This window comes from Pedobacter sp. UC225_61 (assembly GCF_044452285.1).
Classification (GTDB): Bacteria; Bacteroidota; Bacteroidia; order Sphingobacteriales; family Sphingobacteriaceae; genus Pedobacter.
On the sequence record NZ_JBIOAL010000001.1, the window covers coordinates 1,737,802 to 1,760,791 of the forward strand.

Here is a 22,990-nt window from a genome sequence, read left to right on the forward strand (position 1 = left end):
GTATGGATTTTTCTCAAAAAGATTTAGAATTAAGTGGCTATAATAACACAGAATCATTTTCAATTTTAGGAACAGTAATAAGCTCAAATCCTAAAATTACAGAAACTAATTACCTAAGCAGATAAGGATTTAACCAACAAATTGCAGTACGAACACCGTCTTTTAAAAAGAGATGGCGTTTTTTATGCGCTACACTTAAAAAAGAGGCTTAATTTGCTTATTTTCGCAAACTATTTAAGAAAGAGGAAATTAATGGATTATCAATTTGCAGCAATAGAGCAGAAGTGGCAAAAATTTTGGGCAGAAAATCAAACATTTAAAGCCGATACCAATTCTAGTAAACCAAAATATTATGTGTTAGATATGTTTCCCTATCCATCTGGAGCGGGTTTACATGTTGGGCATCCACTGGGCTATATTGCATCTGATATTTTTTCGAGATATAAAAGATTAAAAGGATTTAATGTTTTGCATCCAATGGGATATGATTCTTTTGGATTACCAGCAGAACAATATGCTATTCAAACTGGTCAGCACCCAGCAATTACAACCGAAGCAAATATTGCAACATATCGTCGCCAGTTAGATCAAATTGGTTTTTCATTCGATTGGAGTAGAGAAGTTCGTACAAGCGACCCATCTTATTACAAATGGACGCAATGGATTTTCATGCAATTATTTAATTCGTGGTACAACTTAGAGACTGACAAAGCAGAAGATATTACTACCTTAATTGAAAAATTTAATGCAGGTGGCAGTGCCTATGTAAAAGCGGTTTGCGATGAAGATGTAAAAGATTTTATGCCTAGCGATTGGGCGGCATTTACAGATGAAGAAAAACAAGTTGAATTATTAAAATATCGTTTAACATATTTAAAGGAAAGTACGGTGAATTGGTGCCCAGCATTGGGAACTGTTTTGGCTAATGATGAAGTGAAAGATGGTTTTTCTGAACGTGGAGGATTTCCTGTTGAACAGAAAAAAATGATGCAATGGAGCATGCGAATCTCGGCTTACGCAGAGCGATTATTGCAAGGTTTAAATACTATCGATTGGCCTGAACCAGTTAAGGAAATGCAACGCAACTGGATTGGTAAAAGTGTAGGAGCGAGTGTGAAATTCTCAATAAGCCTCACCCCAACCCTCTCCGAAGGAGAGGGAGCTAATAATTACGGTTATGAAACTGCAGATCCATTGTTGTGGGAAGTGTTAAAAACTAATGCAAGAGCAAATAGGGGAAATCAAACTGATGCTGAAGATGCACTTTGGCAAAAATTAAGAAATAATCAAACTGGACATAAAATAAGAAGACAGCATCCGATTGGAGCATATATTGCTGATTTTATTTGTTTAATTAAAAGGTTAATCATTGAGGTAGATGGTGGATATCACTTGGAAGCTCAAGAAAATGATAAAGTTAGAACAGATGCTTTAAATCAATTGGGTTTTGAAGTAATTCGTTTCTCAAATGAGGAGGTTTTAAGTAATGTTAATCTCGTTGCCAATAAAATAAAAACAGAACTTGATAATCGAGAGGATAAAGTTGCTACTAAAAGTAACGATTTAAACTCCCTCTCCTTTGGAGAGGGTCGGGGTGAGGCTTATATAGAAGTATTCACCACCCGTGTTGATACCATCTTTGGTGTCTCATTCATCGTTTTAGCACCAGAACATGAATTAGTGCAAGCCTTAACAACTGAAGCACAAAAAGCAGATATCGATAATTACATTGCTCAAACCAAAAAGAAATCTGAATTAGACCGTATGGCGGATACGAAAACAGTTTCTGGAGCATTTACAGGAAGTTATGTGATTAATCCTGTAAATGGTGAAGAAGTGCCAATTTGGATTGCTGATTACGTTTTGGCGGGTTACGGAACTGGTGCGGTAATGGGTGTGCCAAGTGGCGATCAACGTGATTGGCTATTTGCAAAACATTTCAATTTGCCGATTATCCAAATTTTAGATGCTCAAAAAGATATTGAAGTAGAAGCTGATCCAACTAAGGAAGGAAAATATATCAACTCTGATTTCATAAATAATTTAGGCTATAAGGAAGCGGTTTCATACTTAAATCATTGGATAGAAAGAGAAGGCGTTGGAAAAGCGAAAGTAAATTACCGCATGCGTGATGCAATTTTTGGTCGTCAGCGTTATTGGGGAGAACCAATTCCGGTTTACTTTAAAGATGGATTACCTTATTTAATTAAGGAAGAAGAATTGCCATTGTTATTGCCAGAAATTGATAAATATTTACCAACTGAAAGCGGCGAACCACCATTAGGAAGAGCAACAGACTGGAGTTATGAAGATCGGTATGAATATGAACTTTCTACCATGCCAGGTTGGGCGGGAAGTAGTTGGTATTGGTATCGTTATATGGATGCGCAAAATGGAAATAAATTTGCTTCAAAAGAGGCCATTGCCTATTGGAAAGACGTAGATTTATACATTGGTGGTTCTGAACACGCAACTGGTCACTTATTATATAGCCGTTTCTGGAACAAGTTTTTGAAAGATTTAGGTTATGTAAATGAAGAAGAGCCTTTCAAAAAGTTGATTAACCAAGGGATGATACAAGGTAGATCAAGTATTGTCTATAGACTGAGTATTTTAGGTAATTTAGGAAATATTAAAGATTCCTATTTTATATCACACACACTTTATCAACAATATAAGAAAAGTCAAGATAAGGATCTATTAAAAGGTTGGATGATTGATGTTGAATTGGGAGATGAAGTATCCATCTCAGAAATTCATGTTGACGTTAATATTGTTCATAATGATATATTAAACCAGGACGAATTCAGACAATGGAGACCAGAATTTATTGATGCGAAATTTATATATGAAGATGGAACTAACTCTAAACATACAAAAGGGACATATCTTTGTGGTGTAGAGATAGAAAAGATGTCTAAACGCTATTATAATGTAGTAAACCCAGAAATTTTAGCTCAACAATACGGTGCTGATACATTACGTATGTACGAAATGTTCTTAGGTCCTTTAGAGCAAAGTAAACCTTGGAATACTAACGGAATTGAAGGTGTATTTAAATTCTTACGTAAGTTTTGGCGTTTATTCCACAATGAAGAATGGGTCTTTCATGTAAATGATTCGATCCCTACAAAAGCGGAATTAAAAGCATTGCATAAAATCATTAAAAAAGTACAAGATGATGTAGAGCGTTTTTCGTTCAATACATCAGTTTCTAGCTTCATGATTGCAGTAAATGAATTAACAGACTTGAAATGTAAAAATCGTCAGGTTTTAGAAGATTTAGTGGTTGTACTTTCACCGTATGCTCCACACATTTGCGAAGAATTATGGTCATTGTTAGGCAATACAGATTTATCAAACACACCATATCCAACCTTTAATCCAGCTTATTTAGAGGAAGCAGAATTCGCTTATCCAGTTTCTATTAATGGTAAAATGAGAATGAATTTAAATTTGAGTTTAAGTTTAGAGCAAGATCAAGCTACAGAAATTGTTTTGGCAAATGAGCAGGTGCAAGGATATTTAGAAGGCAAAACGCCTAAGAAAATCATCTTTGTAAAAGGAAAAATTGTGAATATTGTAGTTTAATACACTGCATTAGACATTAGATAGCCACAGATTAGCAGATTTAAATCTGTCCATCTGTGGCTTTTGTTTTAAGCATTAATGTTCAACGAGCCCATGTAAAATCAAAATAATCTGCGAATTTGCGGCTATCTTTTATCTCCCAGAAATTATTTTTCACATTCCTTGTGATATTTCTGACCTTGCTGCGATTAATAGGGAAAGACGATTTAATTAATGCAACACAATCAACAAGAATTCTTAAAAATTATTGAAACCAATAAGCGTCTCATATTTAAAATATGTAACTCTTATTGCCAAAATGCGGATGATCGCGAAGACTTGGCACAAGAAATCATATTTCAGCTATGGAAATCGTGGGGAAATTTCAATAACGAATACAAGTTGTCTACTTGGATGTATCGCATTGCATTAAACGTTGCCATTTCATTTTATAGAAAAGAGCAAAAAACAACAAACACAGTTTTAATGGGTGAAGAGCATTTAATTGAAATTGTTGATGAGAACCTAGAAGAAGGATTGGAAGCAAACTTAAATGCATTGCAAAAGTTCATCAACCAATTAAAGCCTTTAGATAAAGCATTGATGTTATTGTATCTCGAAGAAAAATCTCATAAAGAAATGGCGGAAATTATAGGTATTACTTCCACCAATGTGGCCACAAAAATTGGAAGAATTAAAGAACAACTTAAACAGAAATTTTCTACTAACAATTAATCACATGGAAAATATAGAAATCATCAATCTTTGGAAACAATACGATGAAAAATTAGAAAAATCGCTTTCTCTTAATCAAAAAATTATAGCAGAATTACAACAACAAAAAGCTAAAAATGCCCTTAGGCCAGCTAGAAATTATAAGCTTTTAGTCGTTTTTATAGGAATTATTTATTCAGCTTTGGTGGGTTATTTTCTATATCATTTAATTCCTTTTGCTTCTATTTTTATCAATTTATCGGTAGGTATTCATTTATTAATTATGGTGATTGCTGTCATTATGTACATTAGGCAATTGGTACTAATAAGTGAAATAGATAGAAGTGAAAATATTTTACAAATGCAGCAAAAAATGGCAAAATTGCAGAGTTCAACGTTAAGAGTAATAGGCATTTGTTTTTTGCAATTTCCAGTATTTGCAACTTGGAATATTCGATTAGAATTAATTGAGAAAAATCCCATAGCATTTTGGCTTATTCAAATGCCAGTAGTATTGCTGTTAACTTATATAGGCATTTGGTTTTACAAAAACATCAATATCAAAAATATGGATAAAAGATGGTTTAGAATGATATTTTATGGTGTGGAATGGAGTTCAATTATCAAATCGGGAAAATTTTTAAAAGAAATAGAGAACTTCGAAAAAGTTTAACTGGTTTCAGACAGCATTTCTAGTAAACAGTTCACCGTCAAAAAATCAGCATTCACCGTCAAATCGTTCCTGATGGTCTAAAATCTCTCTATAAACATGTAACAAAAGCTACTTTTGTTAGACTAAGAAACAAACAAATTAATAATACAATGAAAAGAATTCTACTTTTAAGTATAGGTTTAATCTTCATGTTCAATGCTAAAGCTCAATTTCCTGGAATGGGAGGTGGACAAAAAGTAACTGTAACAGGTCGTATTACCGCAATTATTTTAGAACTCAGTAACCAATAAACCAGTAGATTATGCTACAGTTTCCTTACTAAAAGTGAAAGATGGTAAGGCTGTAAATGGTGGTGTAACAGATGAAAAAGGTAAAATCATTTTACAAAACGTTGCACCAGATGAATATAAATTATCTATCGGTTTTATGGGTTATAAAACGAAAAGTGTAACCATAAAAACTACACCAGAGAAACCAGATTATAATGTTGGCTCTATCATTTTAAGTGCTACTGCAAATACCTTAAGCGAAGTAAACATTGTTGGACAAAAAGCAGTAGTAGAGAATAAAATTGATCGTTTGGTGTACAATGCGGAGGCTGATGCTACAAATGCAGGTGGAGATGCAACTGATGTAATGCGCAAAGTGCCGATGCTTTCGGTTGACATTAATGGTAATGTTCAATTACGTGGAAGTTCTGTTCGTGTTTTAATCAATGGAAAACCTTCAGGTACTATGGCAAATAGCGTAGCGGATGCGTTGAAAATGTTGCCAGCAGATCAAATTAAAAGTGTGGAAGTGATTACCAATCCATCTGCTAAATATGATGCAGAAGGTTCTGGAGGTATCATTAACATTATTACCAAAAAAAGTAATGCAGAAGGTGTAAGTGGAAGTGTAAACGCAACGACTGGAACTCGTCAAAATGCTGGTGCTTTCAATTTAACTGCTAAAACAGGACGATTCAGTGTAAATACAGCTTTAGGAACTCAATTGGCTTATCCACAAGAATCGAGAGTGGTGTTTTATAATGAAATTACTAAGAACAATGTAACTACGGGTGTTCTACAAGATGGTACTTCAGATTGGACTAGAGAAGCCTATAATGGAAGTCTTGGTTTAGATTATGATTTTAACGCTTATAATAACATCAGTACAAATGCCAAATACACTCGTTTTTACAATGGTGGCCCTGGTAAATCAGGTATTTTTATCAATAATGTGCAAACTGGGAAAGTTATAAGTAGTACAGACATGAGCAATGGTAACTTAGATTGGAATATGGATTATAAGTTAACAACCAAAAAACAAGGGGAAGAATTTTCTATATCTGGTCAGTTAACTACAGGAAAGAATACAAATGAATTTGTTAACGATCAAAGAACTGTTGCAGATTTACCTGTTAAATATGATGCAAGTAATAATGTTGGCGAAAATAGGGAGTATACCGCACAAACAGATTATGTTTATCCTTTTAGTAAAACAGTAACTTTTGAAGCTGGGGGAAAGGCCATCTTTAGAAATATCCAGAGTAAATATGATGCAGGTTTAAACCAAGATTTTGATTATGATCAAAATGTCGGTGCAGTTTATAGTACAATTGCTTTTAATTTAACTAAGAAAATACAGTTTAAGGGCGGGCTTAGAGCAGAATATACAGCTATCAATTTCTCTAATAATAAAAATGATTACTTTAACCTATTTCCAAGCGCAATTTTATCTCAAACTATTAAAGGTAAAACAACTTTAAAATTAGCCTATAATCGTAGGATGCAACGTCCAAGTTTAGCCTATCTAAATCCTTTTTTAAATAAGAGCAACATTTCGTTTGACTTTCAAGGAAATCCTGATTTAGCGCCAGAGTTAAGTGATAACATGGAGTTTGGTTATTCTACATATATTAAAGGTTCAATTATTAATGCATCTATTTTCTATCGTAATACAAAAAATATTATTGAAGCTATTAATAAAAACGATCCATCATCAGGTAAAATTTTATCTACATTCGAAAACGTAGGGACAACACAAAGCTTTGGTTTTAACTTATTTACTTCTTACAATCCTCTTCCAAAATGGACATTGATGAGTAACATTGCGTTAAATACGTATGAAGTTAAAAGTAGACCAGACATCAAAGGAATGAATGAAGGAACATTTTTGAACTACAATTTCTTTATGCGTTCTGCAAATACATTTAAAGGTGGCTGGAGCTTAGAATTTTTTGGAGTGGTTAACTCACCTCGTTATACCTACCAGAGTAAAACAGAACCTATGTTCTTTTATGGTAGTGCTGTTAAAAAAGACATCTTCAAAAAACAAGGGACAATTGGTTTAAATGTGTTGAATCCATTTAAACGTGATTTACATATCGAAACAGTAACACGAGGTGATGATAATTATCAAACTCAAAATATTTATTATCCATTACGTTCATTTGGTTTGAACTTTAGCTATAAATTTGGTAAGTTGAAATTTACCGAGAAAAAGAAAATCAAAAATGATGATATCAAACAAGACCAAAATCAACAAGGTGGTCAAATGGGTGGTGTGCAACAATAAAACGTAATACTACTGCATAACAAAAAAGCCTCTGCTATTTTAGCAGAGGCTTTTTTGTTTAATCATGTTTATATTTTTTTCTGACTGGTTTTTTGCAAATTTACATTAACAATAAAACAATTCAATTTACTTCTTCTTCACCCTTTTCAAAATCATTAAACTTAATGGATTAATAGGATATCCACTAATATTATTTTGCAGCATAACCACTACCTGATCGTATAAAACAGGAACAACGGAAGAATATTCCATTACCATATTATCCATTTTATAATACAATTCATATCGTTTTTTAGAATCGCTTTCAAAATAACTTTGCTCAAATAACTTGTCAAATTCATCGTTAAAATAACCAGTATAATTTGGGCCAAATGGAACTTTGTTTTTAGAGTAAAATACAGATAGATAGTTTTCGCCATCTGCATAATCGGCAATCCATGAGCCTCTAAAAAAGTTTACCTCATTCTTGGCCATCATATCACGTAAACTAGCATTAGGACTAACATCTACTTTTACCTTAATCCCAATGTTATTCAATTCACCCTGAATAAATTCAATTAAATCTTTATAAGTGGTAGAAGTGCTTAACGTAACTTCAGGCATTCCTTTCCCATTGGGATATCCTGCTTCTTCCAATAATTTTGCAGATAATGCTGGATTGTAATCGTAACCTTTTACTCTGGTGCTGTCAAAACCTGGCATCCCTTTGGGTATAAAACCTGATGTTGCAGGAGTTCCGACACTATTTCTTAAATATTTAATTAATTTCTGTCTATCAATTGCATAGTTAATTGCTTGCCTCACTTTTTGAAAACGTAAAGGAGAATTTTTAACAATTGTTTTAGATGTATCCACTAAAATTCCTACATATTCTGTACATAAATAAGGGCCTTTAAATAATTGAAATTTCCCCTTGTATTTACTGGTCATTTTACCACTTTTAGTCAAAATATCATCTCGGTAACTTCCATCAACACTATTAAAAAAATCAAGGTCTTTTTTAATAAAATTCATAAAAGCACTTTGCTTATCGGTAATAAAAGTGACTTTAACAGCATCTAAATATGGAAGTTGAACATCTCCATCTTTTTCCCAATAGTGCTCGTTTTTAAGTAAAACTAAAATTTCATCTTCTTTCCAATACTTAAATTTAAATGGGCCTGTGCCTACCGGGTGACTTCTAAAATCCTTACCGTAATGCTCTACAACTTCTTTAGGTACAACAGAGCAATATTGAGCAGTTAATAAATTCATAAAAGCAGGGAAGGGTTTCAATAATTGAATTTGAAAAGTGGTATCGTTTAGTGCTTTAAAACTGTTAGCATCTTTCACTTTATCACTAAAAATCCATCCTCCAGATGAGGCAACTTTAGGATCTATTAAACGGTAAAAACTATAGGAAAAATCTGAAGCAACAACTTTTCTTCCCTTTCCATTTTTAAATAAAGGATCATCCTGAAAATAAACATCATTGCGTAGGTTAAACGTATAGGTCAATCCATCTGCCGACATTGTCCAACTTTTAGCAATACAAGGGATGGTATTTAAATCTTTATCTACTTGCACCAATCCATTAAATATTTGATTAATCATCCAAATGGCATTTTGGTTACGAGCAAAAGCTGGATCTAAAGAAGTTACATTTTGATCTAAATTAATATTGAAAACTTTTTTGCCATCGTTGTCGGTTTTTCCCTTACAAGAAACAATCGCCAGTAGGCAAAAAATCCAAAATATATTGTTTATAATTCTACGCATCAGTTTAGGAATACTATTTTTGTACAAATTAATAAATAATTCAGATGTCTTTTTTAAATGAGCTTATAAATAGTGAAAATGATGAAATTTTACGTGAAGAATTGCAAGATCGTATCGATATTGTAACACATAAAATTAAATTCATGGATAAAGTGCCTGTAGTTTGTTTAGATACATTCAACATGCAGAGCTTAGTTTTAGCTGATGAAATTAATGCTGCTGGAGGAATACTTGAAACTGAAATTCTGGGTGCTGTTTATATTATTTATTATCAACAAGGAAAAACTTTAAATGATTTAATGCGTGAAGTGCCTGCATTGTTAGACCCAAATTGGTCAGCAGTAAAAAATGGCAGAATTATTTTATTAAATGACGATCCAAATAAATTACGCACCCCTGCAAATGTTGTAATGTTAATAGAAGACTTCGCAGAAATGCTACATCCAGGATTTTTTATATTTGGTTACGAAGGTGACAAATGGATTAGGTTTGGTGTTTAGCTTATAAAATGATCTTGATGATTTTATTCGGATTTGGATCAACTCATTATAGCCCATTATTCTACGGTGTTGCAATTGGAATTGGAGTTCTTTGACTGATTTATGATTATTATAAGAATCAGAAGAGAAATAACTAATACTTAATAAATTTATCCATTTGCTGATTAGTAAATTTCAGTGTATCTACTTTAAAGAAATTTCCATTTTCATCTAGTTCTGTTTTAATATCGGGGATGTGTAAGCGCAATGGCATTACATTTAAATGCAAATACGCACAAACGCCATTAAAATGTTCAACACCACGAATGTTTCCATATTTGCCCGATGAAATTCCTACTAAACACGCTTTTTTATCGTAAAAACTTTCAGGAAAAGCACACGCATCTATAAAAGTTTTTAACACGCCAGGATAACTTCCATGATATTCTGGAATGATGAATAAAAACTTAGTGGTTTTTGTAATTAATTCGTGAATTTTTTCAAATGCCGCACTTCTTTTGCCGTATAAGTCTTGACCTATAAAATTTTCCGGTAAATCTTTTAAATCCAAGAGTTCTGTTTCTAAGCCCTTTTCTGCTAGTTGTTTCTGATAGTATTTAGCTACTTTTAAGGTATTACTCGCAGGTCTATTTGTGCCAGATATAATGGTAATCATACTAAAATTGTTAATAAGATGTTTAAAACACTTAGGGCTTTAATACTAATATTATGATTTAGTTTGTATCTTAGCTAATTGTTAAAAAGTGCTTTTTTTATACAAAAATAGCATTTTTTCTTAGCTAATTAGTGTAAAATAAAGCCATACTTCATTTTGGTGATTTTTTAAAAAAATAGATGAGTAAAATTATTGCTTTAGCAAACCAAAAAGGCGGTGTAGGTAAAACTACTTCGTCAATAAATTTAGCAGCCAGCTTAGCGGTTTTAGAGTATAAAACGCTTTTAGTTGATGCAGATCCTCAGGCAAACTCTACTTCTGGTATTGGTTTCGACCCAAGGAATATTAAAAATAGTATTTACGAGTGCATTATTAACGATGTTGATCCGCTAGATGCAATTGTAAAAACCGAAACTCCAAATCTAGACTTATTGCCTGCACACATTGATTTAGTAGGTGCAGAAATAGAAATGATTAATTTAACCAGCCGCGAATATAAAATGAAGGCTGTTCTAGAAAAAGTAAAAGATCAGTACGATTTTATCATTATCGATTGTTCTCCATCTTTGGGTTTAATTACCATCAATTCCTTAACAGCAGCAGATTCAGTTATTATTCCCGTTCAATGTGAATATTTCGCATTAGAAGGTTTAGGGAAATTATTAAATACCATAAAAATTGTACAAAATCGTTTAAATCCTGAATTAGAAATAGAAGGGATTTTATTGACAATGTATGACGTGAGATTACGTTTATCTAATCAAGTGGTAGAGGAAGTAAAAACTCATTTCCAAGATTTGGTTTTCGAAACTATTATTCAGCGTAATACACGTTTAAGTGAAGCACCAAGTTATGGCGTTTCGGTAATTATGCATGATGCAAATTGCAAAGGAGCTATCAATTATTTAAACTTAGCTAGAGAGATTGTTCGCAAAAACGGTTTAGTAACCGAAGAACAAGATGTAAATACGGCAACCATATAAATTATATAGATGACATCTTTTCAGCGAAAAACAGGTTTAGGAAAAGGATTAAGTGCGCTTTTAGATGATACTGATTCGGTTCATCCTCCAAAAAATGGCAACGACACATTAGATCAAACTGCACAAATTGGTAGTATTAGTCAGGTTAACATTAATGATGTAGAAACTAATCCATATCAGCCACGTACCGAGTTTGATCAGGTTGCACTAAACGAATTATCAGACTCAATTAAGGTACAAGGTTTAATACAACCAATAACTGTTAGAAAAAACGGAAATAAATATCAATTAATTTCTGGTGAACGAAGATTAAGAGCGTCAAAATTAGCTGGCTTAACTCAAATCCCAGCATATATTCGCAGTGCTGATGATCAACAAATGCTAGAAATGGCATTGATTGAGAATATTCAACGTGAAAACTTAAATGCTATCGAAGTAGCGCTAAGTTTCCAAATGATGATTGATGAATGTAATCTAAAACCTGAGCAATTAGGCGAAAGAGTTGGTAAAAATCGAACTACAGTTAGTAATTATCTTCGTTTATTAAAATTACCACCAGTTATTCAGGCATCAATTCGCGATGGCAAAATTTCTATGGGACATGCTCGTGCTTTAATAAGTGTAGAAGAAGAAGCAAAACAATTGTTCATTCACCAAGAGATTTTAGATAAAGGTTTATCAGTTCGTAAGGTAGAAGAATTGGTTCGTAGCATCCACCATGTGCAAATAAAACCTAAAACTAATCCAGTTGGTGTTTCATTCGAATATCAAAAATTGCAAAATGATTTGGCTTCTAAATTCGCTACAAAGGTGAAATTAAAAGTAAAAGAGAATGGTAAAGGTGCAATAGAAATTCCATTCGTTTCTAATGATGATTTGAGTAGAATTTTAGAACTTTTAGATTGGTAATGCGAGCATTTTTGCTTTCGGTAATGTTGATATTAACTTTTGCTACTGCAAAGGCACAAAATCCTGCTGTAAAAACTCCAGTAGATACTACTAAAAACAGAATTGACACGATTAAACCTGCTCCATACGTAAATCAAGGAAAAATTGCTGGTAGAAAAGCATTTCACAGGTCGTTAATTTTTCCAGGTTTAGGTCAGGTTTATAATTATGGACTTGTGGTAAATGATGTTAAAAGTGGTTTAACAAAAGGAAATAAATTTGGACAAAAGCTGTATATAATTGGTAAAATAGGGGCTATTTATGCTGGTGGTACTTTATTAGTCATGTCGTATATTGACAATAATAAAAATTACAAGTTGTTTTTAGATGAATTACAATATAGAAAACTACATAACAATACTCCAAATCCAGAAAATGGTTTAGCGCAATACACCAATACTGATGCTTTAGTTGTCGCTAAAAATATTTATAAACGTAATCGTGAAGTGGTGTTAATATCCTTGGTTGGTTTATACGGCTTAAATGCATTAGATGCTTACATTACAGCACGTTTAAAATATTTTAATGTAGATGATAATTTATCTTTTAAAATCTCACCATCATTAATCAATTCAACTACAATGTATAGCTATAATCCTACTGTGCCTGGATTAAAACTCACTATTAAATTATGAAACTAATAACGATATGAATAAATTCGTGATAGCTTCATTATCTTTAAAAAAACAAATCATACACTAATGAAAATAGCATTATTAGGCTACGGTAAAATGGGTCAAATTATAGAGCGTTTTGCTTTAGAAAGAGGACATGAAGTTGTGCTTAAAATTAGCATAGATAACCTGAAAGATTTTACAGTTGATAATTTGGAAAAAGCCGATATAGCAATAGATTTTAGTGCTCCAGATGCTGCAGTTGATAATATTTACAAATGTTTTGAAGCCGGAGTGCCCGTAGTTGTAGGTACAACGGGTTGGTATGGTAAACTACAAGAAATTAAAAATGATTGTTTAAGCAGTAACAATACGTTGCTTTATGGCTCTAACTTTAGTGTTGGTGTAAATCTTTTCTTTCATTTAAATAAAGTGCTAGCAAAGCTGATGAATAATTATCCGGCTTACGAAGTACAAGTAGAAGAAATACATCATACACAAAAGCTAGATGCACCAAGTGGTACAGCAATGACGATTGCAGAAGGGATTATTGAAGAGATTGATCGTAAATCGGAATGGTTGAATGAAGTGGTGGGTACGCAAATACCAGATGTGATTAAAAATGAACAATTATTGATCGAGTCGCACAGAATAGAAAATGTACCGGGTACACATACGGTGGTTTATAGTTCTGAAGTTGATGAAATAGAAATTAAGCATACAGCGCACAGTAGAGCAGGTTTTGCTTTAGGCGCAGTAATAGCAGCAGAGTGGTTACAAAATAAACAAGGCTTTTACAACATCGCCGATGTTTTTAATTTTAATTCCTAATATATGAGTTGGAAATTCTGGCAAAGAAATAAAAGTGCCGAACCAAAAAAGAAAAAAAGTAAAAGTAGAGAATGGACTGACGCGATCATCTTTGCGGTAGTTGCAGCAACTATTATTAGAGTATTTTTCATCGAGGCTTATACCATTCCTTCGGGTTCAATGGAAAAATCGTTATTAATTGGCGATTTCTTATTTGTAAGCAAAGTAAATTATGGCGCTCGTATTCCAATGACACCAGTTGCCTTTCCTTTTGCACATCACACCATGCCATTGACAGGTACAAAAGCATATTGGGATGGCGTACAGTGGAAATACAGAAGATTACCTGGCCTTCAAAATATTAAGCGCAATGATGTAGTTGTTTTCAATTTCCCTGAAGGAGATACAGTGGCTTTAGAGGCTCAAGATGATAATTATTATCAAATGATCATGCGAAGCGACAGGCGAACGGTAAATTCAAATTATACTATCGTAAATAGACCAGTAGATAAACGTGAAAACTTTATTAAACGTTGCATTGCTATAGCGGGAGATACCGTTAGTATGGATAACGGATTGGCTAGCGTAAATGGAAAAAAAGTGCCATTAGAACCAACAGGATGGTTTTATTATACGGTAGAATTTAAAACTTCGGATATCAACGTAAGACTGTTTCAAGATATGGGCTTTAAGACTGCAGAAACAAATGTGCCTACTATTTATCAGTTTGAAGGAACGCCAGCTATGGTTACAGAACTTAAAAAATCTGACTATGTAAAATCAATTACAGAGAACGTAGCTATGAAAGGAGAATTTGATAGAGCAATTTTTCCACATGATAAAAACAGGTCTTGGAATTTAGATAATTTTGGGCCAATCATTGTTCCAAAAAAAGGCTGGACAGTAAAAATGGATAGCGTTACCATGCCATTATACGAAAGAAGTATTCGTATTTATGAAGGTAATAAATTGGAAAAAGTTGGAAACGACTGGATATTGAACGGAAAGAAAGCGACAGAATATACGTTTAAAATGGATTATTATTGGATGATGGGAGATAATCGCCATCAATCAGCAAATTCTCGTTATTGGGGTTTTGTTCCTGAAGATCACATAGTTGGTAAAGCATTATTCATTTGGATGAGCTTTGATAGTGAAGGTTCATGGTTTAGTAAAATACGCTGGAACAGAATTTTTAAAGGTATTCACTAGTTTCTGAAATATAAGAAATCTGATAGATTTAGAATCGAAAACCCCATAAGTTTAAAAGCTTATGGGGTTTTAATTTATATAGTTTAATTAATTTATAATCCATCAATTCCAAGTTTAGCAGCCAATTCATTTAAATCATTTACCACTACATCAATAATTGGAATGCCACTTACTTTTCTCTCTAATTCTGCTTCAGCTTCTGGTTCACCTGGAATAATTACTTTTTTATCTGAACGTATAGTTTTTGCAATTTTAAAACGTTCAATCCAATTGTCTAAATGATTTTTAAAATCATCTGCAGGGCGAAAACCATCTACACGCATAGCGCCTAAAAAATGACCAATTCCTTCGCCAACAGGATTTGCATCAGGTTCTAAAAATGCTACAAAAGGAGGTACCCAGGGTCCATAATTTGCGCCAGAAAGCACAGCTGATAAAATATCTACTGTGGCACTTAATCCATAACCTTTGTGGCTGCCATGATCTTTATCACTACCTAAAGGCAACAATGAACCACCATTTTTCAATTCATTTGAATTAATTGAAGAATTTCCATCTTTATCTTGCACCCATCCTTCTGGAATTTCTTTATTCGCTCTTTGAGCGATTTCTAATTTTCCATTTGCTGCCGCTGCGGTTGCCATATCAACAATGACTGGCGGATATTTCCCCGCTGGAAAAGCATAACACATTGGATTTGTACCCAATAAACGTTCATTCGCATAAGTAGGTGCAACCAATGGACTTGCATTAGTCATGCTAATTCCAATCATGTCTTTTTCTACAGCTAATAAAGCATGATATCCTGCAATGCCAAAATGATTAGAATTTTTAACAGCTACCCAGCCGCTTCCGTATTTTTCTGCTTTTTCAATGGCTACCTTCATAGCAAATGGCGCAACAACTAAGCCTAATCCACCATCTCCATCTACAGTTGCAGTAGTCGGTGTTTCATAAACTACTTTAATATTTGGTGTAGCATTAATTCTTTTCTTCTCCCACAAACGAACATAGCCACTTAAACGAGCTACGCCATGAGAATCAATCCCTCTTAAATCCGACCTAATTAAAACATCGGTCGCTAACGCCGCATGCTCATCAGAGCAACCCATCTTCTTAAAAACGGAGTATGTAAAAGTTCTAAGTTTGGTTTCTGTAAAAGTTATAAAGTTCATTCTTTTAAATTTGTCTTAAAGAAATGACAGCTTATGAAGGCAATAGCAATGTAAAATCCCCACCCAAAGGTTGAAAGTTTTCTATTAATGAGGATAAAAAATCATCTCCATAATTTACATACATTGGTGCTATATTCAATATTCTTTCTTGTAAAGTACCTGTTGGAAAAAGCCTATTTTTTACGTTTTCAATCTGTTTTAAAGAAACTTCATGTTTTCTTTTTTCAGCTCTGAAAAGTTTCTTTTCTAAATTTTCTAATAAATGAATAGTCTTGGTTTTTGCAGAGTCTGCTGAACTTTCCAAAGTCTTATCAATTTTAGAAGAATGATGCTTAATCTGATCAAATGCTGTTTGTATTGCTTTCATTTCATCAGCTAAGGTTAAATTAGAAGTGCTGTTATTTTTTACCCATGTTTTTTGCAATTCTTCAACTGAAAGAAAAGCATCTTCTAATTTAAAGCCTAATTTGTGTAAGTTTTCAGCACTACGTTTATCGATTAGCAAAGCCGAATTACGCAACAGTAATACGGGAAAATCTGTCTTATAGAAATCGAAATTAGCTTTTAATTGCATCCAATAAGAAACTTCAGCGCCACCACCAATATAAGCGATGTTTGGCAAAATTACTTCTTGGTATAAGGGGCGCATAATTACATTCGGACTAAACCTTTCTGGATGACTTTCAATTTCTTTTATTAATTCATCCTTTGTAAAATGGATTTCTGTATGATTAACAGTGTACTTATTATCTTTTTCAATAATCCTTTCACGAAGATTATCTATTAAATAAAAGAAGTTAATTTCTCTTCCATTAACTTGTGTTTTATATCCTTTTTTTGCTAAATCTTCACTAGTTTTTTCAGTTAAATGTGCACTATTTTGTTCAGTAATATCTTGCTTAATGATCAAACTGAATTGCTTTTTCAGTTTAGCGTCATCAGCGTTAATTATCACTAAACCATAATCTTGAAATAGACTATTAACTAAAACCCGAGTTGCATCTGCCAGATTATCATTGGTTAAGTATGCATTTTCAACTAATTTAGCCAATTTTTTTCCGTTTTTGCTAATGCCCAAATAGGCCTTGTAAGCTCTTACAGCAGCCGCAACAGTTTTCGTGCTTAATCTTCCGGTTGCACCATTTGTTTGTTGTATCCAACTGATGTTTTTTTCATCAACGCTGACATGATTGATTTCTTCAAAATCATGATCCTCGGTTGCCATCCAATAAATTGGAACAAAATTCTTTTCAGGATAAGCGATTTTTAACTCAAGTGCCAGATTTATTGTCGTTACAATTTTGTAGATGAAGTATAATGGTCCGGTAAATAAATTAAGTTGATGACCGGTGGTAACTGTGAATGTATTTTCATCCGCCAATAAATTAATATTGTGATTTACAGATTTATTCGTTTTTACGTTTAAATATTGCTGATTTAAAACCTCAACTAATTCGGCTCTATTTCCTTTGAAGTTTCTGGCGTCGACAGCTTTTTTTAAACCATCCATTTCTGGACGAAAGCTATAAAAAGGTTTCAAGAATTCATCATCATTTACATAATCTAAAACTAATTTAGAGAATGAATGAGTATCTTGATAAGAGATATATTTTGCCTTCATGTGTTGCGAAATTAAACTAATTTACGAAACATTTTTAGGCTAGCGCTTTATTTTACAATTTGTCCATACAGGTCAAAATCTTCTGCACGATCAATTATTACGTTTACAAAACTTCCGTTAGCTGCATAACCAGAATTTGCATCGATTAAAACCTCATTATCAACCTCTGGGCTATCAAATTCAGTACGTCCAATAAAGAAATCGCCTTCTTTTCTATCGATTAAAACTTTGTATGTTTTGCCAACTTTTTCTTGATTAATATCGAAAGAAATACCTTGTTGCAATTCCATTATCGCATCTACACGAGCTTGTTTTACTTCTTCAGGTACATCATCAACTAATTGGTGAGCATGAGTTTTTTCTTCATGAGAATAAGTGAAGCAACCTAAACGATCGAAACGAGTTTCCTCAACCCAATTATACATTTCTTCGAAATCTTGCTCAGTTTCACCAGGATAACCACAAATTAAAGTAGTTCTCATTGCGATATTTGGAACTTTTGCTCTGATTTCATTTACAATATCGATAGTTTTTTGCTTGGTAATTCCACGGCGCATTGATTTTAGCATATTATCTGTAATGTGCTGTAAAGGCATATCCAAATACTTGCATATATTTTCGCGTTCGTTCATCGCATCTAAAATCTCCATTGGAAAACCAGAAGGGTAGGCATATTGCAATCTAATCCATTCTATGCCTTTTACATCAGATAAACGAAGTAATAACTCATCTAAATTGCGTTTTCCGTAAATGTCTAAACCGTAATATGTTAAATCTTGAGCGATTAAAATAAGTTCTTTTGTTCCATTAGCAGCTAAAATTTTAGCCTCGTTAACTAACTCGTTCATATCTCTAGAAACGTGTTTGCCACGCATCAGCGGGATAGCACAAAAAGAACATGGACGATTACAGCCTTCAGCAATTTTGAAATAAGCGAAGTGAGAAGGCGTAGTTAATAAACGTTCACCAATTAACTCGTGTTTATAGTTTGCACCTAAACTGTGTAGTATATTTTGTAAATCATTGGTGCCAAAATAAGCATCAACGTTCGTAATTTCAGATTCTAATTCTGGTTTATAACGCTCAGATAAACAGCCAGTAACAATTACTTTTCCTACTTTTCCTTCTTCTTTTAATTGACTGTATTGTAAAATAGTATCAATAGATTCTTGTTTAGCATTGTCTATAAATCCGCATGTATTAATTACGATAATATCATCTTTGCTTAAACTATTTGATTCGTGTTCAACAGCTAGGTTATTGCCACGTAATTGTCCCATTAATACTTCTGAATCATAAGTATTTTTTGAACAACCTAAAGTAATCACATTGATTTTAGGTTTGGCAATAGTTTTTACAAGCTTGTTTTTAGTAATCATATTAATTAAATAACGAGTTCACGAAATCTTTTTTATCGAACAATTGTAAATCGTCCATTTTTTCGCCAACACCAATATATTTTACAGGAATTTTAAATTGATCGGAAATTCCAATCACTACGCCACCTTTTGCAGTACCATCTAATTTGGTAATTGCTAATGCATTTACATCGGTAGCTTCAGTAAATTGCTTGCATTGTTCAAATGCATTTTGACCTGTTGAACCGTCTAAAACTAGCAAAATTTCGTGCGGTGCATTTGGAATTACCTTTTGCATCACGCTTTTAATTTTACCTAATTCATTCATTAACCCAACTTTGTTATGTAAACGGCCAGCTGTATCAATTATCACTACATCTTCTTTATTGGCAACAGCCGATTGTAATGTGTCAAAGGCAACAGAAGCAGGATCTGAACCCATTGCTTGCGCTACAACCCTAACACCAACACGTTCACCCCATAATTTAATTTGCTCAACTGCAGCAGCTCTAAATGTGTCGGCAGCACCCAAAACTACTTTCAGATTTTCGTTTTTCAATTTATGAGCAAGTTTGCCAATAGTGGTAGTTTTTCCCACACCATTTACACCAACGACCATGATTACATATGGTTTATGATCACCATATTCGAAATTACGGAAATCATTACTGTTGTTTTCAGCTAATAGAAGTTGAATTTCATCACGTAATAAGTGATTTAATTCAGAAGTAGATAGATATTTATCTTTAGCAACGCGAGCCTGAATGCGATCAATAATTTTTAAGGTAGTGCTTACCCCAACGTCAGAAGTTACTAAAACTTCTTCAAGGTTATCCAATACATCATCATCAACTGTAGATTTACCAGCAACAGCCTTAGTGATTTTACTTAAAAAACCTTCTTTAGTTTTTTCTAGACCTTTTTCTAAAGCTTCTTGTGCTTCAGGAGCAGTTTCTTTTTTTTTGAAAAAATCGAATAAACCCATAGAATGATATTAAAATAAAAAAGCCCTTCCGTTTAATACGGAACGGCCTTTAGTGCTATTCGTGAATAGAATTACTTGCTGATACCAGCAAGAGCATCTTTAACGTGATCGTTATGTACAATGATTTCTTTGAAAGAATAAGCACCAGTTTTAGGTGATTTGTTCATTGTGATAACTTTCGAATATTCTTTTCCTGTACCCGTTTTTAGGGTTGCAACTACTTTCTTAGCCATGTCTTTTAAATTTAATTATTGAGTGAGTGGATGTTTAATTAAAAGAATGTAAAATTCAATTCTTCAAACAAGTATCCTTCAATTATTTTATCTCTTTATGTACGGTTACTTTTTTCAATACTGGATTGAATTTTTTCAATTCTAAACGTTCAGTAGTGTTTTTACGGTTTTTTGTAGAAATGTATCTAGACATACCTGGCATACCGCTAGTTTTATGTTCTGTACATTCTAAAATAACTTGTACTCTGTTACCTTTTTTTGCCATTTTATTATTTATTTATGTCGATAAAATCGACAATGTTTTTTACAAATATCCTTTTTTCATGAAGCGATTAAGTGCCTCAGAAATACCAATTTTATTGATAGTTTTAATAGCTGATGTTGATACTTTTAATGTAATCCAAGTATCTTCTTCAGGAATATAAAATTTCTGAAGTTGTAGGTTAGGATAAAATTTACGTTTCGTTTTAACGTTCGAGTGAGAAACATTAAATCCCGACATCGCCATTTTTCCGGTTAAATCACAAACTCTTGACATGACTTTTTTATTATGTTGATTATTTCGCTACTTAATTTTTTTAAGAGTGTGCAAATATCTGAATTATTTTTGTAACCATCAATAGTCGACTTGAAAATAATTGATTTTGTTTATTCATTTTTTTAAACTTTGCTAATAATACTATATTTGAACACCTAAATGCTAAACCAAATTACCATGCAGATCACCTCTTTTGAGCAATATCAAGAAACCTATAAAGAAAGTATACAAGAACCAGAAAAATTTTGGGCTGGAATAGCCGATAATTTTTTATGGAAAAAAAAATGGGATAATGTACTGTCATGGAACTTTTCAGAACCAAATATTAAATGGTTTGAAGGGGCAAAATTAAACATTACAGATAATTGTTTAGATCGGCATTTAATTGAAAACGGCGATAAACCAGCTATCATCTGGGAACCGAATGATCCGGAAAGAGATAGCATTACGCTTAGTTATAGAGTATTGCACGATAGAGTTTGTCGCTTTGCAAATGTGTTGAAAAGAAACGGGGCAAAAAAAGGAGACAGAATTTGTATCTATATGCCTATGGTACCAGAGTTGGCAATCGCTGTGCTAGCCTGTGCTCGTATTGGTGCAATACACTCGGTAGTTTTTGGCGGTTTTTCTGCTAAATCCATCGCAGATAGGATAAATGATGCTGCTTGTAAGATAGTAATCACAGCAGATGGTGCTTATCGTGGCAGCAAACAAATCCAATTAAAAGAAGTAATAGATGATGCCTTAATTGGTTGTCCGACTATAGAAAAAGTAATTGTGTTAACACATACACGTACCCCAGTTTCTATGTTAAAGGGCAGAGATTGTTGGTGGGAAGATGAAGTGAAATTAGTTGATGCTAATTGTATTGCTGAAGAAATGGATGCCGAAGATGTGCTGTTTATTTTATACACATCGGGTTCAACAGGTAAGCCAAAAGGTGTTGTGCATACGTGCGGTGGTTACATGGTTTATGCAGGATATACATTTTCTAATGTATTTAATTACCAGCCAGATGAAGTATTTTTTTGCACTGCTGACATAGGCTGGATTACTGGTCACTCTTATATTGTCTACGGACCTCTCTCACAAGGTGCAACGACTTTAATGTTTGAAGGAATTCCAACCTATCCAACTCCATCTAGATTTTGGGAAATTGTACAAAAACATAAGGTAAATATTTTATATACCGCACCAACAGCTATTCGATCTTTAATGAGTTTTGGTACAGATCCATTAAAAGGAATTGATTTAAGTAGTTTACGTGTTTTAGGATCTGTAGGAGAACCTATTAATGAAGAAGCTTGGCATTGGTTTGACGAAGAAATTGGATATAAAAAAGCCCCGATTGTAGATACATGGTGGCAAACAGAAACTGGTGGAATCATGATATCGCCAATTGCATTTGTAACTCCTACAAAACCTAGCTTTGCTACATTGCCTTTACCTGGTATACAACCTATTTTAGTAGATGAGAATGGAAAAGAAATCGAGGGTAATGGTGTAAATGGAAACTTGTGTATTAAGTTCCCTTGGCCAGGTATGTTGCGTACTACATATGGTGATCATGAGCGTTGTAAATTAACTTATTTTTCTACATATGAGAACTTATATTTTACTGGAGACGGTTGCTTGCGAGATGAAGATGGCTATTACCGAATTACAGGTAGGGTAGATGATGTAATTAACGTTTCTGGTCATAGAATTGGTACAGCCGAAGTAGAAAATGCGATAAATATGCATGCAGGGGTAATAGAAAGTGCTGTAGTTGGTTATCCTCATGACGTGAAAGGTCAAGGGATATACGCGTTTATTATTTATCCAGGGTTGAGTAAAGATGAGGATTTAACTCGGAAAGATATTTTGCAAACGGTTACTCGTGTAATTGGTGCGATTGCTAAGCCAGATAAAATTTTATTTGTATCAGGTTTGCCGAAAACTAGATCTGGCAAAATTATGCGCCGTATTTTGCGTAAAGTTGCCGAGGGCGATACATCAAATTTGGGCGATATTTCAACTTTGTTAGATCCAACTGTAGTGCAAGAAATTATAGACAACTCGAAAAAACTATAAAACTTAAATCC

At 33.4% G+C, this 22,990-nt stretch carries 21 protein-coding genes; 12 read left to right on the forward strand and 9 right to left on the reverse strand.

Translation table 11 applies throughout. The features are described from left to right. Window positions 1-252: 252 nt before the first annotated feature. From ACHMWN_RS08250 to ACHMWN_RS08270, 5 genes are all read left to right on the forward strand, one after another. Entirely contained in the window at window positions 253-3,591 is a 3,339-nt protein-coding gene (locus ACHMWN_RS08250) for a leucine--tRNA ligase (RefSeq protein ID WP_397299547.1), read from the forward strand. Between the two features lie 213 nt (window positions 3,592-3,804). Further along, window positions 3,805-4,305 carry an RNA polymerase sigma factor gene (locus ACHMWN_RS08255; protein ID WP_397299550.1) on the forward strand — a complete coding sequence of 167 codons (501 nt, stop codon included), beginning with the start codon at window positions 3,805-3,807 and terminating at the stop codon, window positions 4,303-4,305. Between the two features lie 4 nt (window positions 4,306-4,309). Beyond that, window positions 4,310-4,957 carry a hypothetical protein gene (locus ACHMWN_RS08260; protein WP_397299552.1) on the forward strand — a complete coding sequence of 216 codons (648 nt, stop codon included), beginning with the start codon at window positions 4,310-4,312 and terminating at the stop codon, window positions 4,955-4,957. Window positions 4,958-5,106: 149 nt separating this feature from the next. Beyond that, window positions 5,107-5,247: a hypothetical protein gene (locus ACHMWN_RS08265; protein ID WP_397299555.1), complete on the forward strand. Its 141-nt coding sequence runs from the start codon at window positions 5,107-5,109 to the stop codon at window positions 5,245-5,247. A 34-nt stretch (window positions 5,248-5,281) separates the two neighbouring features. After that, entirely contained in the window at window positions 5,282-7,516 is a 2,235-nt protein-coding gene (locus ACHMWN_RS08270; RefSeq protein ID WP_397299558.1) for a TonB-dependent receptor domain-containing protein, read from the forward strand. Window positions 7,517-7,642: 126 nt separating this feature from the next. Here ACHMWN_RS08270 and ACHMWN_RS08275 read toward each other — a convergent pair whose 3' ends face one another. Further along, window positions 7,643-9,274, reverse strand: a complete 1,632-nt coding sequence (locus ACHMWN_RS08275) for an ABC transporter substrate-binding protein (RefSeq protein WP_397299560.1) — start codon at window positions 9,272-9,274, stop codon at window positions 7,643-7,645. A 44-nt stretch (window positions 9,275-9,318) separates the two neighbouring features. On the opposite strand from ACHMWN_RS08275, the gene ACHMWN_RS08280 reads away from it, so the two are divergent. Beyond that, window positions 9,319-9,774 (forward strand): hypothetical protein, encoded by a 456-nt coding sequence (locus tag ACHMWN_RS08280; RefSeq protein ID WP_397299563.1) that lies wholly within the window; start codon window positions 9,319-9,321, stop codon window positions 9,772-9,774. Window positions 9,775-9,907: 133 nt separating this feature from the next. On the opposite strand, the gene ACHMWN_RS08285 is transcribed toward ACHMWN_RS08280, so the two are convergent. Further along, on the reverse strand, window positions 9,908-10,429 hold the full coding sequence (locus ACHMWN_RS08285) for an NADPH-dependent FMN reductase (RefSeq protein WP_397299565.1): 522 nt from the start codon (window positions 10,427-10,429) through the stop codon (window positions 9,908-9,910). A 179-nt stretch (window positions 10,430-10,608) separates the two neighbouring features. On the opposite strand from ACHMWN_RS08285, the gene ACHMWN_RS08290 reads away from it, so the two are divergent. The 5 genes from ACHMWN_RS08290 (at window position 10,609) to lepB (ending at window position 14,996) form a co-directional block, all read left to right on the forward strand. After that, window positions 10,609-11,412 carry a ParA family protein gene (locus ACHMWN_RS08290; RefSeq protein WP_372816877.1) on the forward strand — a complete coding sequence of 268 codons (804 nt, stop codon included), beginning with the start codon at window positions 10,609-10,611 and terminating at the stop codon, window positions 11,410-11,412. Between the two features lie 9 nt (window positions 11,413-11,421). Continuing rightward, complete coding sequence (locus ACHMWN_RS08295; RefSeq protein ID WP_397299568.1) at window positions 11,422-12,321, forward strand: ParB/RepB/Spo0J family partition protein; 900 nt, start codon at window positions 11,422-11,424, stop codon at window positions 12,319-12,321. Then, window positions 12,321-12,995, forward strand: coding sequence for a DUF5683 domain-containing protein (locus ACHMWN_RS08300; protein WP_397299570.1), 675 nt, complete (start codon window positions 12,321-12,323; stop codon window positions 12,993-12,995). Before ACHMWN_RS08295 ends, ACHMWN_RS08300 begins: the two co-directional genes overlap by 1 nt. Before the next feature lie 66 nt (window positions 12,996-13,061). Beyond that, window positions 13,062-13,805, forward strand: coding sequence for a 4-hydroxy-tetrahydrodipicolinate reductase (dapB, locus tag ACHMWN_RS08305; RefSeq protein WP_397299573.1), 744 nt, complete (start codon window positions 13,062-13,064; stop codon window positions 13,803-13,805). A gap of 3 nt (window positions 13,806-13,808) precedes the next feature. Continuing rightward, window positions 13,809-14,996 carry a signal peptidase I gene (gene lepB, locus ACHMWN_RS08310; protein WP_397299576.1) on the forward strand — a complete coding sequence of 396 codons (1,188 nt, stop codon included), beginning with the start codon at window positions 13,809-13,811 and terminating at the stop codon, window positions 14,994-14,996. Window positions 14,997-15,088: 92 nt separating this feature from the next. Here the strand turns inward: lepB and ACHMWN_RS08315 are convergent, their stop codons facing one another. The 7 genes from ACHMWN_RS08315 to rpmB form a co-directional block, all read right to left on the reverse strand. Continuing rightward, window positions 15,089-16,171 carry an Ldh family oxidoreductase gene (locus tag ACHMWN_RS08315; RefSeq protein ID WP_397299578.1) on the reverse strand — a complete coding sequence of 361 codons (1,083 nt, stop codon included), beginning with the start codon at window positions 16,169-16,171 and terminating at the stop codon, window positions 15,089-15,091. Between the two features lie 31 nt (window positions 16,172-16,202). Next, on the reverse strand, window positions 16,203-17,792 hold the full coding sequence (gene bshC / locus ACHMWN_RS08320; protein WP_397299581.1) for a bacillithiol biosynthesis cysteine-adding enzyme BshC: 1,590 nt from the start codon (window positions 17,790-17,792) through the stop codon (window positions 16,203-16,205). Window positions 17,793-17,839: 47 nt separating this feature from the next. Continuing rightward, the gene (gene rimO, locus ACHMWN_RS08325; RefSeq protein ID WP_397299584.1) at window positions 17,840-19,171 is read right to left on the reverse strand and encodes a 30S ribosomal protein S12 methylthiotransferase RimO; all 1,332 of its coding nucleotides are present in this window, start codon (window positions 19,169-19,171) and stop codon (window positions 17,840-17,842) included. 1 nt (window position 19,172) lies between these two features. Further along, complete coding sequence (gene ftsY / locus ACHMWN_RS08330) at window positions 19,173-20,135, reverse strand: signal recognition particle-docking protein FtsY (protein WP_397299587.1); 963 nt, start codon at window positions 20,133-20,135, stop codon at window positions 19,173-19,175. A gap of 71 nt (window positions 20,136-20,206) precedes the next feature. Then, window positions 20,207-20,368 carry a DUF4295 domain-containing protein gene (locus tag ACHMWN_RS08335; RefSeq protein WP_173273917.1) on the reverse strand — a complete coding sequence of 54 codons (162 nt, stop codon included), beginning with the start codon at window positions 20,366-20,368 and terminating at the stop codon, window positions 20,207-20,209. 82 nt (window positions 20,369-20,450) lie between these two features. Then, window positions 20,451-20,633, reverse strand: coding sequence for a 50S ribosomal protein L33 (rpmG, locus tag ACHMWN_RS08340; protein ID WP_008242799.1), 183 nt, complete (start codon window positions 20,631-20,633; stop codon window positions 20,451-20,453). Window positions 20,634-20,672: 39 nt separating this feature from the next. Next, window positions 20,673-20,906: a 50S ribosomal protein L28 gene (gene rpmB / locus ACHMWN_RS08345; protein WP_173273919.1), complete on the reverse strand. Its 234-nt coding sequence runs from the start codon at window positions 20,904-20,906 to the stop codon at window positions 20,673-20,675. Between the two features lie 177 nt (window positions 20,907-21,083). On the opposite strand from rpmB, the gene acs reads away from it, so the two are divergent. Further along, window positions 21,084-22,979: an acetate--CoA ligase gene (gene acs, locus ACHMWN_RS08350; protein ID WP_397299593.1), complete on the forward strand. Its 1,896-nt coding sequence runs from the start codon at window positions 21,084-21,086 to the stop codon at window positions 22,977-22,979. Window positions 22,980-22,990: the final 11 nt, after the last annotated feature.